This window comes from Rothia sp. LK2492 (assembly GCF_040946345.1).
Lineage (GTDB): Bacteria > Actinomycetota > Actinomycetes > Actinomycetales > Micrococcaceae > Rothia > Rothia endophytica.
Window position 1 is genome coordinate 1 of sequence record NZ_JAYWLX010000008.1, and the last position, 16,837, is coordinate 16,837.

The 16,837-nt window shown below is 54.1% G+C and carries 11 protein-coding genes; 6 read left to right on the forward strand and 5 right to left on the reverse strand.

Translation table 11 applies throughout. The features are described from left to right. The 6 genes from VVR27_RS09045 to nrdR all read left to right on the forward strand — a co-directional run. On the forward strand, positions 1 to 405 hold a 405-nt coding region (locus VVR27_RS09045), incomplete at its 5' end, for a type IIL restriction-modification enzyme MmeI (protein ID WP_368548052.1). Between the two features lie 2 nt (positions 406 to 407). After that, positions 408 to 2,405, forward strand: coding sequence for a DEAD/DEAH box helicase (locus VVR27_RS09050; RefSeq protein ID WP_368548053.1), 1,998 nt, complete (start codon positions 408 to 410; stop codon positions 2,403 to 2,405). Between the two features lie 2 nt (positions 2,406 to 2,407). Beyond that, positions 2,408 to 3,601: a GIY-YIG nuclease family protein gene (locus VVR27_RS09055; RefSeq protein WP_368548054.1), complete on the forward strand. Its 1,194-nt coding sequence runs from the start codon at positions 2,408 to 2,410 to the stop codon at positions 3,599 to 3,601. Continuing rightward, positions 3,594 to 4,844, forward strand: coding sequence for a hypothetical protein (locus VVR27_RS09060; RefSeq protein WP_368548055.1), 1,251 nt, complete (start codon positions 3,594 to 3,596; stop codon positions 4,842 to 4,844). Before VVR27_RS09055 ends, VVR27_RS09060 begins: the two co-directional genes overlap by 8 nt. 673 nt (positions 4,845 to 5,517) lie before the next feature. Then, positions 5,518 to 6,837 carry a histidinol dehydrogenase gene (gene hisD / locus VVR27_RS09065; RefSeq protein ID WP_368548124.1) on the forward strand — a complete coding sequence of 440 codons (1,320 nt, stop codon included), beginning with the start codon at positions 5,518 to 5,520 and terminating at the stop codon, positions 6,835 to 6,837. After that, positions 6,837 to 7,313 (forward strand): transcriptional regulator NrdR, encoded by a 477-nt coding sequence (gene nrdR, locus VVR27_RS09070; protein WP_251379809.1) that lies wholly within the window; start codon positions 6,837 to 6,839, stop codon positions 7,311 to 7,313. Before hisD ends, nrdR begins: the two co-directional genes overlap by 1 nt. Positions 7,314 to 7,403: 90 nt before the next feature. Here the strand turns inward: nrdR and glgX are convergent, their stop codons facing one another. Genes glgX through VVR27_RS09095 form a run of 5 tightly spaced genes read right to left on the reverse strand, consistent with a single transcriptional unit; the run spans position 7,404 to position 16,623 of the window. Beyond that, positions 7,404 to 9,275 (reverse strand): glycogen debranching protein GlgX, encoded by a 1,872-nt coding sequence (gene glgX / locus VVR27_RS09075; RefSeq protein ID WP_368548056.1) that lies wholly within the window; start codon positions 9,273 to 9,275, stop codon positions 7,404 to 7,406. Then, complete coding sequence (gene glgA, locus VVR27_RS09080) at positions 9,272 to 10,738, reverse strand: glycogen synthase GlgA (protein WP_368548057.1); 1,467 nt, start codon at positions 10,736 to 10,738, stop codon at positions 9,272 to 9,274. The genes glgX and glgA overlap by 4 nt, the downstream gene beginning before the upstream one ends. A gap of 8 nt (positions 10,739 to 10,746) precedes the next feature. Beyond that, positions 10,747 to 12,045, reverse strand: a complete 1,299-nt coding sequence (glgC, locus tag VVR27_RS09085; RefSeq protein WP_368548058.1) for a glucose-1-phosphate adenylyltransferase — start codon at positions 12,043 to 12,045, stop codon at positions 10,747 to 10,749. Further along, positions 12,042 to 14,177: a 1,4-alpha-glucan branching protein GlgB gene (glgB, locus tag VVR27_RS09090; protein ID WP_368548059.1), complete on the reverse strand. Its 2,136-nt coding sequence runs from the start codon at positions 14,175 to 14,177 to the stop codon at positions 12,042 to 12,044. Before glgB ends, glgC begins: the two co-directional genes overlap by 4 nt. Positions 14,178 to 14,217: 40 nt before the next feature. Next, positions 14,218 to 16,623, reverse strand: coding sequence for a glycogen/starch/alpha-glucan phosphorylase (locus VVR27_RS09095; protein ID WP_368548060.1), 2,406 nt, complete (start codon positions 16,621 to 16,623; stop codon positions 14,218 to 14,220). Positions 16,624 to 16,837: the final 214 nt, after the last annotated feature.

The following is a 16,837-nucleotide window of genomic DNA, read 5'->3' on the forward strand; positions in this document are numbered from 1 at the left end:
ATATACACAAACACTATTGTTTACAATAATTTTCCTGTTCCTTACCTCAGCGATAACACCAAATCTAAGCTCACTCAGGCTACCTTGCGTGTTCTTGATGTGCGCGAGTACCACTGTGAGAAAACACTTGCGGAGCTCTACGACCCGGAAAAGATGCCCGCTGACTTGCTCCATGCACATCAGACTGTTGATGACATGGTTGACTCCATATACTCCACAAAGACCTTTGAAACCGATGAAGAACGTTTAACGGTACTCTTTGACCTCTACGAAAAAATGGTTGAAGAAGAAAAGGCTCAGCTGGCAGAAGCCAAGGCTAAAAAGCCTACTACCCGCCGAAAGCGCGTCACCTCAGCGCCGTCGTCCTTATCTCTTAGCAACTCAGAAACCAGCAAAGAAGCCTAATAATGAGCCCCCCCCAAACTTATTCAAACAATCTGGTCAATGTCACCTACGCGCAGGCGGGCACCTCAGTCAATACTGACGACCTTGGGATGCGAGAAATGCAACGCCGAGTCTACGAACAACGTAATGCGCAATATCTGCTGGTGAAGGCACCGCCGGCATCCGGTAAGTCCCGTGCCCTCATGTTCGTAGGTCTTGACAAACTCTTCAACCAGGGCACTCGTAAGGTCATTGTTGCCGTTCCCGAACGCTCTATTGGCGCCTCCTTTGCTTCCACTAACCTCACCGCACACGGCTTCTTTGCTGACTGGCAGGTAGAACCCCGCAACAATCTCTGTACCCCGGGTGGAGCAGCCGGTAAAGTAGACCGTTTCACCGAATTCCTTAAGGGCAACGATGCCTTGCTGGTCTGCACCCATGCAACTCTGCGCTATGCGTACGAGAAGCTGGCACCAGAGGACTTCAACGGAATCTTGCTTGCCATCGACGAGTTCCACCACGTCTCAGCAGACCTAGACTCCAGCAGACTCGGCTCCTTACTGCACAGCATCATGGCTGGGTCAGATGCTCACATCCTCGCCATGACGGGTTCTTACTTCCGCGGTGATACCGTGGCCGTCCTTGCACCAGAAGACGAAGCTAAATTCACCCCGGTCACCTTCAACTACTACGACCAGCTCAACGGTTACCAGTACCTTAAAACACTGGGTATTGGACACCACTTCTACCAGGGTCGATACACCGACGCTATTCACGAAGTGCTTAATCTGGATAAGAAAACAATCTTGCACATACCTAGTGTGGGTTCTGGCGAGTCCACCAAGGATAAGTACGAAGAGGTTGGATTCATCCTCGATACCATCGGTGAATTTGTAGAAGTTGAAGAAGAAACCGGCATTATCCTTGTTCAGCGTAAAAACAATGATCAGTTGTTACGGGTAGCGGATTTAGTAGACGACAGAGACACGCAAAAACGTAGCGCAACCCTGCATTATCTCACCAGCGTCGCTTCAAAAAACCGGGACGCTGTAGACATTATCATCGCTTTGGGTATGGCAAAGGAAGGCTTCGACTGGCCTTTTGCTGAGCACGCTCTCACAGTGGGTTACCGGGCATCGTTGACCGAAGTCATCCAGATTATTGGCAGGGTTACACGCGACTCTGAGGGTAAAACCCATGCGCAATTCACCAACCTAATTGCAGAGCCGAATGCCAGCCAAAGCCAGGTGACGGTCTCAGTCAATAACACCCTCAAAGCCATCACTGCATCCTTGCTCATGGAACAGGTGTTGGCACCAAATTTCACCTTCAAAGCCAAAAAGGGAAACGATGATTTTGAGGAGCCCGGCACCATCAAAATCAAGGGTTTCAAAGAGCCCTCGACCGCCCGAGTACAACAGATTGTCGATACAGATCTCAACGACCTAAAAGCTATAATCCTGCAAGATGACACCTTTACCCGAGCAGCTAGCGGAGCTTTTGACGCTGAGACTACCAACAAGGTGGTAATCCCCAAGATAATTAGAACCCAATACCCCGATCTTTCAGATACAGAGGTAGAAGAGGTACGCCAGCAAGTAGTCGTCGACTCGGTTATTAAGAACGGCGAAGTGCGTACCGTTGGGGACAAAAAATTTGTGATGATGGCTGACAAATTCGTCAATATCGATGACATTAATATCAACCTCATAGACACGATCAACCCCTTCCAACGCGCCTTCGAAGTGCTATCGAAGTCTGTAACCCCCAACGTCCTGCGCCTTATCTCAGACACCATCGCCGCCAACAAAATAGTGATGACACCAGAAGAAGCTATGACCTTGTACAAGAAAATAGAGTTATGGGTTAAAACTAACGGCCGCCGGCCAGACCGTAGGTCAGAAGACGCCACTGAACGTACCTACGGCGAAGCCCTGCTGGTTCTCCAAAAGGCAGCCCAATCGCTCAAACAACGTCAAGCAGCAGCACAGACAGAACAAACCAAGGCAGAAGGGGAGTAGCCATGAGCTCAGAGAAGCTATCCTTTGAAGACCAACTCACCCAGCTCCTTAAAAACGATACTGAGGGTTTGCTCGCAACCCCAGAAAAGCCCCAACCTATCACCGCAACCGACCGGTTAGAACGAGCTTTTCTAGAAATCGTGGAGTTTAGGCGGGAGCATGGCAGGCTACCGTCAGCCGAGACCCTTGATATCTCTGAACGCAAACTCGGGGCAAGGCTCGACGGCTTTCTCAATAATGAAGCTAAAGCTAATGCTGTGCGGCACCTCGACGAGTTTGATATGCTCTCCCTGCCAGAAGCACCAACCTCTTTGGAGGAACTACTCACCTCAGATTTTGACGGGCTCGACCTACTAAACGACAACTCGGGTCTCTACGACTTTTCGACAATGCCCGAACTACAACGGGAGCCAGACGAATTCGACGTGGCCCAACGTAAAAAGGCTGAAGACTTCGGGAAATTTGAGCATCTCTTCAGGCTCAAGCACCGGCAATTAGAGGCAGGAGAACTAAAGCAAAGTGCCTTTGGTGGGGTTTCAACCATCAAACAGGGGCGATTCTTCGTTCTCGGAGGCGTCATGCTCTATGTTGCTGAAGTTGGCGAAACTGAGATGGTTAAAAACGGCGACCGAAAGGTACCCAAAGAGCGCTTGCGGGTCATCTTTGAAAACGGCACCGAGTCATCAATGTACCGGCAATCGCTGGCAGGACGTCTAGGGGAGCAAGATGGCCGCAGTCTTGCTTCAGCTCACCACCAGAATTTTGCTGAGCAAGAGGTAGGCGAAGATTTCATGCCTGTTGGCTACATCTATGTTTTGAAGTCACAGAGCAAGGACCCTGCAATTTCGCAGTTGCCTAACCTCCACAAAATTGGCTTTTCACGTGGTGCTGTAGAACAACGCATTGCACAAGCAGAAAAAGACCCTACCTATCTCATGGCACCGGTGGAAGTCGTAGCCGCCTATGCTGTCAAGGATCTGCAAGCAGCTAAACTTGAACACCTCTTGCACCGTGTATTCGCAGAGGTACGTCTGGACATCACTATGACTGATGCTGATGGAAAGCCCTACACTCCCTCGGAGTGGTTTATGGTACCTAGGGCAACCATTGACCGAGCAATCCAGATGGTCATTAGCGGCGACATCGTGGACTTCCTGTATTCAAAGGAAACAGGGAAGCTGGTGTGGAATGGCTGAGAAAAATTCAGATTCAAGAGATTTTTTGAAATATGCTTTTTTCCTCCCAGTTATTATTGTGTTTGTCACTCATTATCTAGTTATAATTTATGCTTTAAGGTCATTCAGGGATGATACCGGTTTCTGGCAAGCCTTAGCAGAAATTTACGGAAATTCTTTATGGTTTTATTTTAGGGTCGAAGATAACTATATAATTGGGGCTGCTTCAATAATTATCGCATTGGTAATTGCGTTGGCTGTTTCACCCGGTAGTTTGCGAAGTAAAAACGAAAATCGCTACCGGGATCGCATGCGATTCGTTTCAGTGTTGATTTCGTTGATTGGCATATTGGCTGTCAGTTTGCATTTGAACTCCAGTGTGGCAATTATAATGTGCCGCATATTGACATTGGGAAGTGTAGGCCAAGAGGTATGGTCAAATCTCTTTCTTGTAATAGTTTCACTTCTAATTTTTGGGTTTGGCGCGTTTAATCAAATGCCGGACTCAAGGAAGGCCAAGCAGAGGGTTGAGGAAATAAACGAGGAAATCGAAGATTTGATTCCAGGTGCGAGTGAAGCCATCCTGCGGTATTGGCTAAGCGCTCCACCAAAGAGTCGGTTTCACGACATGCTGGTACTTGATACTAAAATAAAAGTTAGTTCGAGATACTTTCATTTAAAAAAGATTGTTTTTTGTCTTGTTGGGTCTTGGCAATTCGTTGTCCCATTAGCATTTTCTGTTCTGCTGTTGATTGGTTATATTATTTTAAATGATTTCAATCGATATGGGGTAATTCAAATTATCTCTTTCTATCTTCTGATTTTTATTATTTTATTCAGTGCATTTTTTATATTTGAAAATAATAATAAGTTGAAATATTATAATAAATTTTCAAAAGGACTTGAACGAAAGCTTGATGGGATTATGAATTTCATATTGTCAATAACTTGCGCTTCATTCTTCGTAATGGCATTGTTGAGTGGTTTAATCTTGGTTTCAAGTGTAGAGGGTGGGTTTTATTTGGATGCATTGAGTATTTCAGTTATATTGCTGATAATAGCATCAGTATATTCCCTAATCTTTGTATCTAAGATGTATAGTAGCGAGTCGGTCTCCCTTGAATTTATTTCCTATCGCAGGCAATTCAATGGTTTGCTTCAAGAACGTAAAGATAACGAAAAAATTATCGCAGGTGAGAATCCCGAAATGGCCAGAAAAAAATGCGATTGGCGTCCCCAACCGTCACGCTGGTGGACCGGGTAGAAAAGTGTCTGAGCCTGACTAATCGGTATTCATACAGTGAGGCAGGGTGTTTGCTCCAAGGCAGAGGCTATTAGTCGCTGCCTCGGAGCGAACACCCTGGCTCACTGGCGTGATCAAGCTATTCCCGGCGTCTTGACCGCCACTATCGTCTGCAATAACCGTGTTAAAGCTCGTCTAGCAGCAGAGTCTAGCAAAGAAGTCCGTCTCAGGCTGTCACACCCTCCAGAAAGCCTGCCGCGTTGCCGCCCGCTGTTATACGAAGCCTCAGAGAGTAGCCGTTCAGTTATCTGCACCGCTCTAGCAGTGGGAGTCTGGAGCGCCTCGTCCCGGTAGGTCTCCACCCAATCTTTTTAGGGGGTGGACCCCGAATGGCGCGGTTGATGGTCTCAATTGGCATGCTGGATGAAGTAATTACACATTCACATCGCTAAAACTAACTAGAGCAGGTTCAACAGGGCCTGATCTCAGTGCCAGAAGGGGTGCACCCCGTGTGGTCATCGACATATTGGCAGGCAAAAAAGTGGATAGGCTGGGCTTTTGTTCGGAGTCACGCCAGTCCAGACTGTCGTCGCTCCGTAAAACCGTGCCTGTAACAGATACCCTTCTATTTGACGCCCCCTATAAAATGGGGGGTGTGAGCACCATCGATAGCACCCAGAGCCCGGCAGCCCCAATGCTGCGCACCATCGACCTGCGCGGCACCAGCCATTCCTATAAGGAACTGCGCCAGATTGTTCCACGCCAAACCAGTGACTATGTGGGCAACGCTCTAGCTACCGTCGAAGACATTATTACCAGAGTACGAGCCGACGGCGCCCCCTACCTCCGCGAGCTCTCACAGCGCTTTGACGGCGTAACCCAGGACGCCTTGCGCGTGCCCCAGTCCTCCATTGACGATGCAGTTGCCGCCCTAGACCCTGCGGTGCGTGAAGGCCTTGAAATCGCCATCACCCGTACCCGCGCCTTCGCGGTCGCCCAGCGTCCTGACGATAAAACCATCGAAGTAGCCCCCGGCGCTAAGCTCACCAACCGCTGGACGCCCGTACGCCGCGCCGGCGTCTATGTGCCCGGCGGTCTGGCCGTTTACCCCTCATCCGTCATTATGAACACCGTGCCCGCACAGGCCGCCGGTGTTGGCTCCCTGGTGCTCTGCACCCCACCCCAAAAAGAATTCAGCGGTCTGCCCCACCCCACCATCCTGGCGGCAGCAGGACTCTTGGGGGTCACCGAGGTCTGGGCTATCGGCGGCGCCCAGGCGCTGGCCGCTATGGCCTACGGCATTGATGACGACGGTGAAACCCTAGAGCCGGTCGACACCATCACCGGCCCCGGTAACATCTTCGTTGCCATGGCAAAACGAGCTCTGCAGGGCGTGGTGGGCGTGGATGGCGAAGCCGGAACCACCGAAATCGCGGTCATTGCGGATGACACCGCCACCCCAGACTACGTAGCGGCTGACCTCATTTCCCAGGCTGAGCATGACCCCAACGCCGGGTCAATTTTGATTACCCACAGCTCGCCCCTAGCTGAGGCAGTCACCGAGGCCATCACCTCTCGCGCGGCTTCCACCAAACACGCCGAGCGTGTCGCCACCGCCCTGTCCGGCCCCCAGTCCGGCATTATTCTCACCGACTCCCTGGATCAGTCCATCGCTGTGGCAGACGCCTACGCCGCTGAGCATCTTGAAATTCACACTGAGGACGCCGCGGCCGTCGCTGCTCGCGTCCGTAATGCTGGCGCTATTTTTATCGGCGGTTTTTCGCCGGTGCCCCTGGGGGATTACGCTGCTGGCTCTAACCACGTGCTTCCCACCGGTGGGTCGGCCGCATTTGCCTCAGGTTTGAATACCACCGTCTTCATGAAAGCGGTGCAGCTGATTGAGTACTCCGAAGAAGCTCTAGCAGAAATCGGTGACGCTATTGTAGCTGTCGCTGAAGATGAAGATTTGCCCGCCCATGGTGAGGCCATTACCGCACGCACGAAAGGCAACTAATGTACTGCCCCTTCTGCCGTCACACCGACTCCCGTGTTGTAGACTCCCGTACAACCGATGACGGCGGCGCTATCCGCCGCCGCCGCCAGTGCACCGAGTGCGGTAAGCGTTTCACCACCGTGGAAACTACCGCCGTTGCGGTCATCAAGCGATCCGGGGTGACCGAGCCTTTCAACCGAGGAAAAATTATCTCCGGTGTGCGTAAAGCCTGCCAGGGGCGCCCGGTCGGTGAGGACGACCTGGCTAAGCTGGCCCAGGAAGTTGAAGAATCGATTCGTGCTAAGGGTCTGGCAGAAATTGATGCCCACGAAGTGGGCCTGAGCATCCTAGAGCCGCTTTCACGTCTGGATACCGTAGCCTATCTTCGCTTCGCCAGCGTCTACCAGGCCTTTGAATCCCTGGCTGATTTTGAGCGAGCTATCGCAGATTTGCGTAACAGTGGGGCTGAGGAGGGCGAGCAGCCAACCCTCATCTAAATCAGTGGCAGCGCACCCGCAGATGGGGGGTGGGGTGCTTAGACCCACAACGCTGAGAGGCAGTACCCTGAGAGTACTGCCTCTCAGCATTTAGCTATACAGCCGCACTGACTGGGGCAGGCCCTCATCAGAAGCAAACTCAAGGTTCCACTGCCTGCCCTCGGGGTGCGGAGGTAGCTGAAGATCCACGTCACCACCGGTATTGAAGACCAGCAAGAGACCGTCTAGCTGTAATTGGAAGCACCTGAAGGCAGGGTCATGCCAGTCGTGGTCCTGTGTATGTTGCCCGTCGGCCCGCCACCAGAGCGCTTCGTCCCCGTGCAAAAATTCTTGCTGGTGCAGCTGGGGGAAACGGCGACGCAAGGTGATGAGCTCTGCAACGTAAGCTGATAGCTCCTTGTCGGCAGATTCCCAATCAAGCCAGGTGGTGTCGTTATCCTGACAGTAGGCGTTGTTATTACCCCGCTGGGTGTTCCCCAGCTCATCGCCGGCCAGTAGCATGGGCACTCCCTGAGAGAACATTAGAGTTGCCAGCATAGCTTTAATACGACGTTTTCTCACCAGGGTAATTTGGGGATCATCGCTGGGACCTTCAACGCCGCAGTTATCGCTAAAGTTTTCGCCGTGACCGTCCCTATTGCCCTCACCGTTAGCTTCATTGTGCCGCAGGGAGTAGCTCACCACATCAAGGAGGGTGAAACCGTCGTGGGCTGTAATGAAGTTGATGGACGCACTAGCGGGTCTGCTGCTGTGGTCAAAACGCTCAGCGCTGCCCAGCAGGGCGGAGGCAAGCTTGGGCATACTCTCAGCATCACCTCGCCAAGCCTGGCGCACGCCATCTCTGAAGGTATCGTTCCATTCGCGCCAGGGGTGCGGGAAGTGGCCCAGCTGGTAGCCCCCTAGGCCAATATCCCAGGGCTCAGCAATCATCTTGAGATTTCTGAGAACAGGGTCTTGTGAGATTGCTTGGAAGAAGGCTGAACGATCGTTAAAACCGGTGTGGGAACGCCCTAAAGTGCTGGCAAGGTCGAAGCGGAAACCGTCCACACCGTAGCGCTGGGCAAAATGACGCAAAGAATCAAGCACAAGCCGCAGGACGTGGGGGCTACGGACCGCTAGGGTATTACCGGTGCCGCTGTGATTAGCGTAGGACCTATCGGCGTTGCGCATATAGTAGTGGTGGTCGTTGAGGCCGCGCATTGAAAGGGTAGGGCCGCCCTGGTCACCCTCACCGCTGTGATTGAACACCACATCCAAAATGACCTCGATGCCGTTCTCGTGCAGAGCGTTCACAGCCTGCCTGAATTCAATATCGGCGTGCGCTCCGGTTTTATCTCCGGAGGTATAACGGGGTTCTAATGCTGAAAAACCGATAGGCTGGTAGCCCCAGTAGTTGGTGAGACCGCGCTCAGTGATGTACTGGTCATCTAAGAAGGCCTGAACGGGCAGTAGCTCCAACGCATTGATGCCCAGACCTTTGAGATGGTCGAGCACGGCGGGATGGCCCAGCGCTGCGTAGGACCCTCGAATCTGGTCAGGGATGTCTGGGTGCTTTTGTGTCAGGCCTTTAACGTGGGCCTCAAGAATCACTAAATCCGCCCAGGAATGATGCGGGCGATTACTGGAGGGGTCAAAAGCGGTATCGGGTGCAGCCGGTACCACGCACTTCGGTACAACAGGTGCGCTGTCACCAATAGCACCCCCCGCCATCATCGGGTCCCAATGTAAAGGGGCTTCAAGCTCCTGTGCCCAGGGATCAATGAGAAGTTTTTCAGGGTTAAAGTTTGGGTTATTGCCGGTGGCACGAAGACCGTATCGGTCACCTGCGTGCACACCGGCAATATCGCCAATCCAATATTCGCCGTCACGGCGAGTTAGTTCATGCCGAGTTTCGCAATCGTTGTCATCGAAAAGGCACAACCAAACATTCGTGGCTTCTGGGGCCCAAACCTCTATATTCATTCAATGAGATTATCAAACATCGCTGCATACTGCGCAGCCGACTGTTCCCAGCCAACAGGTGCGTTCATCGCTGTGTGGCGTAGCTGAGACCACGCCTCGGCATCACCGTAGAGATCTATGGCACGGCCGAGAGCGAAACTGAGCCCTCCGGCATCGATGGTTCCGCCCAGGTAAGCGTCCCCGAAAGTAAAGCCGGTGGCAACGCCTGCAGCCAGATTCTCGGGGGTAGCATCGCAGACGGTATCACGGAGCCCGCCGGTAGCGGCGACAACCGGTATGGTACCGTAGCGCATACCGTAAAGTTGTGTCAGACCGCTGGGCTCGAACCGTGAAGGGACCAGTACGATATCGCCACCGGCGTACAGGCGGTGGCTCAGAGCCTCGTCGTAGCCAATGCGCAGGCCTACCTGGCCCGGGTAACGGGCAGCTAGATCGCCGAGTGCAGCCTCATAATCAGCGTCGCCAGAGCCCAGAATAGCTACAGCTCCACCGCGCTCCAAAAAGCCCGGTAGTGCTTCAACCATCAGGTCAATGCCCTTCTGATAAGTCAAGCGGGTCACTACAACGGCGAGAGGGCCGGTGGGTTCAGCCAGACTGAATTCTTGCAGTAGGCGCTGACGGTTTTCAGCTTTGCCAGAAGTATCTAGAGCTGAGTAGGGCACAACCTCGGGGTCGGTTGCCGGGTCCCAGACCGAAGTGTCAACACCGTTAATAAAGCCTGCTAGTTCACCGCGTTCCCGGCGAGCCTTGACGACACCCTCAAGACCAAAACCGAAGTGAGCCTCGGTCAGCTCTTGGGCATAGCTGGGGCTCACCGTGGTAAGACGGGAGGCATGCACCATACCCGCCTTAAGGGTGGATAGCAGCCCGTGGTACTCCAGGGATTCAGGTGTGAAATCCCAGGATGGTAAACGCAGGTAGTCTAGCTGGTCGGCGCCCACGATGCCCTGGAAGGCGATGTTGTGTACGGTCATCACGGTCGGTATCTGAGAACCGGCATAGCGCAGATAAGAAGGAACTAAACCTGCCTGCCAGTCATGGGCATGCACCAGATCGGGCTTCCACTTATCCTTGGTTCCGTGCAGAGCAATCTGGGCGCCGACCCAGCTGAGAGCCGCGAAACGCACGTGGTTATCGTGGAAGTCGTGACCGTGAGCGGAGTAGGGCCCGCCATCACGGTCAAAGAGGTGCGGGGCATCCAGCAGCAGGACGTTTAGCCCATCGATCTTGCCGCGAACCACCGTAGCGGGGCCGCCGAAAAGGTTTTCATCGCTCCACACGCGGGTGCCGCGTCCAATTTTTTGGAGCAGACCGGGGTAAGCGGGGAGCAGTACCTTAGTTTTCCAACCTAGCGGTTCTAACGCGGCGGGCAGAGCGCCCACCACATCTGCCAGACCACCAGTTTTGATGAGAGGTGCACATTCAGATGCTACCGATAGAACGCGTTTTATACGACGAGCCATGAGGAAATTTACCCTTCTTGTGCAGCTGAGCGGCGATCAATCATTTTCTGGGTAATCAGAGTTACCCCGGTGGCGGTCACGCTGAACCACTTGGCGTCCTCTTCTGGATCTTCACCCACTACTAGACCTTCAGGGATGGTTACATCACTGTCTACCACGCAACGGGTAAGACGCGCTGAACGGCCAATATCAACCTTGGGAAGCACCACGGCCTGATCCAGCTGAGCGTACGAGTGCACGCGGGTGCCGGTGTAGAGCAGCGAGTTAGAAACAGTGGCACCTGAAATGATGCAGTCACCGGCGATCAGGGACTGAATGGCCTGACCCACTCGCCCCTCCTGGTTGTGAACAAACTTGGCGGGAGGAGTGAGCTCTGAGTAAGTCCAAATCGGCCATGAACGATCGTAGAAGTCCAGGGGAGGAATCATTGAGGTCAGGTCAAGGTTAGCCTGCCAGAAAGAATCAATGGTACCGACATCTCGCCAGTAGGGCTCGGTTTCCAGACCGCTCATGACGCAAGAATCGCTGAAGCGGTGGGCATAAGCACCGCCGTCCTTCACAATCAGGGGAATAATATCGTGCCCGAAATCGTGGGAGGACTCGGGATTCTCTGCATCAGCGATCAGGATTTCCCTCAGGTAAGACCAGTCAAAGACGTAGATGCCCATCGAGACCAAGGACTCATCGGGGTTATCGGGGCTTGCCGGGGGGACGTCTGGCTTTTCGAGGAAGTCGACAATCTGGCTGTTCTCATCAACGGCCATAACACCAAAGGCACTTGCCTCATCACGTGCGACGGTCAGGCAGCCGACAGTTACATCAGCGGCCTTCTCCACGTGGTGCTGCAACATGATTTCGTAGTCCATCTTGTAAATGTGATCGCCGGCTAGGACTACAATGTACTCCACCTGGTAGTCATCAACGATGTCAATGTTCTGGTAGATGGCGTCGGCAGTGCCCATGTACCACTGGTGTTCTGACACGCGCTGGCTGGCAGGCAGAATATCGAGGTATTCGTTGCGTTCTGCGCGGAAGAAGCTCCAGCCACGCTGCAGGTGGCGAATGAGGGAGTGCGCCTTGTATTGGGTTGCTACAGCAATCTTACGAATACCTGAGTTGTAGGCATTCGAAAGGGGAAAGTCGATAATTCGGGCCTTGCCACCAAAGTGAACTGCTGGCTTAGCTCTGCGGTCAGTGAGCTCTTCGAGGCGGCTACCACGGCCGCCTGCGAGGACAAAAGCCATAGCTTGATTCGATAGTCGGTGGGTGCTGTCCCTATGAGTGGTGGTTGAGCTGAGGTGAATCATGATTGTTCCTCTACAAAATAAATGACTGACAAGGGTGGAAGTTTGAGGAGGGCTGACTGGGCTTCGTTACCCATGGGCACAGGTTCGGTTTCAATAGCACCACCGTGGCCACGATTTCCGCCGTGGTAGTGGGCAGCATCGGTATTGAGGGCTTCAATCCAGCGACCGGCCAGCGGGAAGGGCACACGGTAGCCATCGCGTTCAATCGGGTTTAGGTTCATGACTACCACTACGTGCCGGTCACCCGCCCAGCCGCGTCTCAACCAGGCGTAGACCTGCTCATCGACGGCATCGACCAGTAGCCACTGAAAGCCGTGAGGGTCAGAGTCGCTGCGGTGTAGGGCAGGTTGTTGCCGGTATAGGCTATTGAGGTCTCGTACCAACGACAGGACGCCGGCGTGACCCTTGTCTTCTAGGACGTGCCAGTCAAGTTCGCTTTCGTAGTTCCACTCACTGGGCTGGCCAAATTCTTGCCCCATGAAGAGAAGCTTCTTGCCGGGGTAGGCCCACATGTAGGCCAGGAAGGCTTTGAGATTACCCAGCTTGGCTGCGTGATCCCCGGGCATCCGCCCGTAGAGGGAACCCTTGCCGTGCACAACCTCGTCGTGGCTAATGGGTAGCATGAAACGTTCACTAAAGATGTAAGTGATGCCAAAGGTCAACAAATCAGAGTGATACTTACGGTAAATCGGGTCTAGCCCAAAGTAGCGCAGTGAGTCATTCATCCAGCCAAGGTTCCATTTGAAGTCAAAGCCCAGGCCACCGTGCTCGGTTGTGCGGGTGACTCCGGGGAAGGTGGTGGATTCCTCAGCGATCATCATGGCACCTTCAACGGTGCGCTCAACGGCGTCGTTGGTGGTTTTCAAGAAGTCGATGGCTTCGTAGTTCTCGGGCCCGCCGTCCTTATTGGGCACCCACTCGCCATCCTTGCGGGAATAGTTGCGGTGAATGATAGAGGCAACGGCGTCGACGCGCAGACCGTCCAGGTGATATTCCTGCAACCAGTAGAGGGCGTTAGACCGCAGGTGACCGGCCACCTCGGGTCGGCCATAGTTATAGATGAGGGTGTTCCAGTCGGGGTGGAAGCCTTCTTGCGGGTTCTGGTGCTCATAGAGCGCGGTCCCGTCAAAGTTGCCTAGCCCGTGGGCGTCGGTGGGGAAGTGCCCCGGTACCCAGTCGGCAATAACCCCGATGCCCTTTTGATGAGCCCGATCAACGAATGCCTGAAAATCCTCGGGTAGGCCGTAGCGAATGGTGGGAGCGTACATGCCGATGGGCTGATAACCCCAGGAACCGTCAAAGGGGTGTTCAGTGATAGGTAAAACCTCGATGTGGGTGAAGCCAAGATCAGCGACGTAGTCGATCAGATCATGCCATCCTTCACGCCGCCACGAGCCGAGGTGAACCTCATAGACGCTTACTGGGGTGGTCAGCGCGTCCACCTCAGCACGTTTTTTCAGCCAAGCGCCATCCTGCCAGGAGTGCTTGCCAAGAGCGCGCACCACCGAGGCGTTAGCCGGAGGCATTTCTGAGCCGAACCCCACCGGGTCAGCCTTGAGAGGCAAGAGCTCGCCCTCGGCTGTGAGAATCTCGTACTTGTAGGTTTCCCCTTCGGTGAGACCGGGAATGAAGAGCTCCCAAATACCGCTGGAGCCACGCAGTCGCATGGGGTGGGCAATGCCATTCCATGCGTTGAAGGCGCCCACCACAGAAACGCGGCTAGCATTCGGTGCCCACACGGCGAAATGTACACCCGGTACATTTTCGTGCTGCATGGGGTGGGCACCGAGAACCCGCCATAGAGACTCATGCCGGCCCTCGCTGATGAGATGTTCATCGAGGGAACCCAGGACCGGGGTGAACCGATAGGGGTCCTCCTTCTCCTCAACATATCCGCCATTCCATTCAATGCGCAGGCGGTAGTAGGGGAGTGACTCACCCACAAAGACTGGCACATCACCCCAGCGCTGCACCAGTTCTCGCTGGTCCGTTGCGTTGACGGCCCACACTCGATGAGCGCCGGGAAGAAGCGCCACAATTTCGGTGCCGTCCGCGCTTGGTCCCAGAACCTTGAACGGGTCCCGGTGTTTTCCTGCAGCGAGGACGCGGGCTTCTTCGTGGGTGATTGCCATGATTATTTCTCCAGTCTCCTTAAGGTTTTAAGGATGTAGCCTAAAGGGCTGATTCAATTCCCCAGACTTCGGTCATGTATTCCCGTACCGACCGGTCCGAACTGAAATACCCCATACGGGCTATGTTCAGCACGGCCATACGGTTCCAGCGGGCTGTGTCGCGGTAGGCTTCTTCAACCTCTTGCTGAGCGCGGTCATAGTCATCAAAATCTGACGCAACGAGGAACCAGTCGCTGTTCCACATGTTGTCAACAAGCTGACCAAACCTATAGGGCTCATCAGGGCTGAAGGTGCCTTCTGCAACTGCCTGCAGGATGTCTTGAAGAGCCTGGCTCTTCTCGATGGCTGCACGGGAGTGTCCCCGCTGGCTTCGTCGCTGGGCTACTTCTTCGGTAGTGAGGCCGAAGAGGAAGAAATTATCTGCACCGACATGCTCACGTATCTCAACGTTAGCGCCGTCGAGTGTACCGATAGTTAATGCACCGTTAAGAGCAAACTTCATGTTGCCGGTACCGGAGGCTTCCATGCCGGCGGTTGAGATTTGCTCGGAGAGATCCGAGGCAGGAATCAACTTCTCAGCCATGGTGACGTTGTAGTTAGGAGGGAAGACAACGCGCAGCAGGTGCTTGGTTTCGGGGTCGTTATTGACAACCTCTGCCACATCGTTAATCAACTTAATGATGTCTTTGGCGGTGTGGTAGCTGGGCGCTGCCTTGCCTGCAAAGATCTTGACGCGGGGCACCCAGCCTGCGGTGGGATCCCTCTTGATGCGCTGGTAATGAGCGATGGTCCAGAGGATGTTCAGCAGCTGACGCTTGTACTCGTGCATGCGCTTGACCTGTGAATCAACCAAAGCATTGGTGGGTAGATCCAGGCCGTGCTCTTCCTTTAGCCACTGCGAGAAGCGTTCTTTAGCAGCCAGCTTGGTCTGGGCGAAAGCGTTCAGGAAGGCGGGGTCATCGGCATGAGCTTCAAGTTCGCGCAGACGATCAAGGTCGGTTTCCCAGCCTTCACCGATGGTCTTGGTGATGAGGTCAGCAAGTGCGGGGTTAGCCAATTTGAGCCAGCGACGGGGCGTGATGCCGTTGGTGATGTTGACGATGCGATCGGGGTGGAGGGCATCGTGAGCCGGGAAGAGCTCGGTCCTCACCAGTTCAGTGTGTAGCGCTGAGACACCATTGACACGGTGGCTGGTGGTGAAGGCAAGATCGCCCATATTCACTTGGTCGCCTGAAATCAGGCGTGCTGGGTGGTGTGAACCTGCCTGCAGCTCAACAAACTTTTGGTCCAGACGCTCAATGATCTGCAGGTGGCGCGGGAGCACATTGCGCATGAGGCCCACCGTCCAGCGTTCCAGCGCCTCAGGTAGCAGGGTGTGGTTGGTGTAGCCCAGCACGCGGGTGGACAGGTCGGTTGCCCGGTCGAAGTCAAAGCCGTGTTCATCAACCAGAATACGAATAAGCTCCGGCCCGGCAATGGCGGGGTGAGTATCGTTCATCTGAATAGCGACGTGGGCATCCAGGTTTTCCAGCGAGTCGTGGTTCACCAGGTGGCGGCGCACGATGTCCTGCACGGATGCTGAGGTAAGGAAGTATTCCTGGGAGAGGCGAAGCTGCTTACCGCCATCGGTGGTGTCATTGGGGTAGAGCACTCGGCTGAGACTACGAGCCAGAGCTTCAGGTTCTGCGGCTGCTGCGAAGTCACCGGAGTTGAACCTGCCCAGGTCAAAGAGGTCAGCGTTAGGGGTAGCTGCCCAGAGGCGGAGAGTGTTAGCCCACTTGCCGCCGTAGCCCACCACAGGGCTGTCAAAAGCCTGAGCCTGGACGTGGGTGCCGGGCTTCCAACGCAGAACACCGTTTTCTTCATAGACATCACCGCCGAAGCCAACACCGTAGACCGTTTCGGGTCGAGCGTAGTCCCAGGGGTTGCCGTGGGCAAGCCAGTTCTCGGGGTTTTCTTGCTGGCGACCGTCCTTGAAGCTCTGCTCAAAAAGACCGTGTTCGTAGCGCAGGCCATAACCGTAGGCGGGACAGCCCACGGTTGCCATGGACTCAAGGTAGCAGGCTGCCAAGCGGCCCAGACCACCATTACCTAGAGCGGCATCCGGCTCTTCGCTGGCAACGGTCTCGAAGTCGACCCCCAAACTCTCGAGGGCCTCAGCGGCAACATCGCGCAGACCCAGGTTAATGGCAAGGTCTTCGGTGAGGCGACCGATGAGGAATTCCATGGAGAGGTAGTAGACGCGCTTGCGGTCTTCGTCCCAGGTGCGTCGAGTTGATGCAAACCAGGGGTCTACTGCGTGATCTCGCAGAGTGTGCGAAAGAGCAATTCTCCAGTCGAAAATAGTCGAATGCTTGGGGTCTTTGCCCGCAGTGAACTGGAGGTGCTTTAAGAGTGATGAGCGGAAACTAGCTACTGATGTTTCTAGGCTTGTGTGTTCTGACATACATTTATTCTAATTCTACAAATTTCTTATTCACAAGGCATTTCACCGAGGCGCGCCATTGTTGCTTTTTTATTTTGATTGAAGGGGAAAATTGTTGGTTTATGCCATTCATGTGTCGTGATAGTGGGCTGAATTACTTCTTATGACAACATGTGTGGTATAAATCACCCCCGCTATCAACGGGTGGACGGCGGGGGTGTAGCTAAGGCGGAAC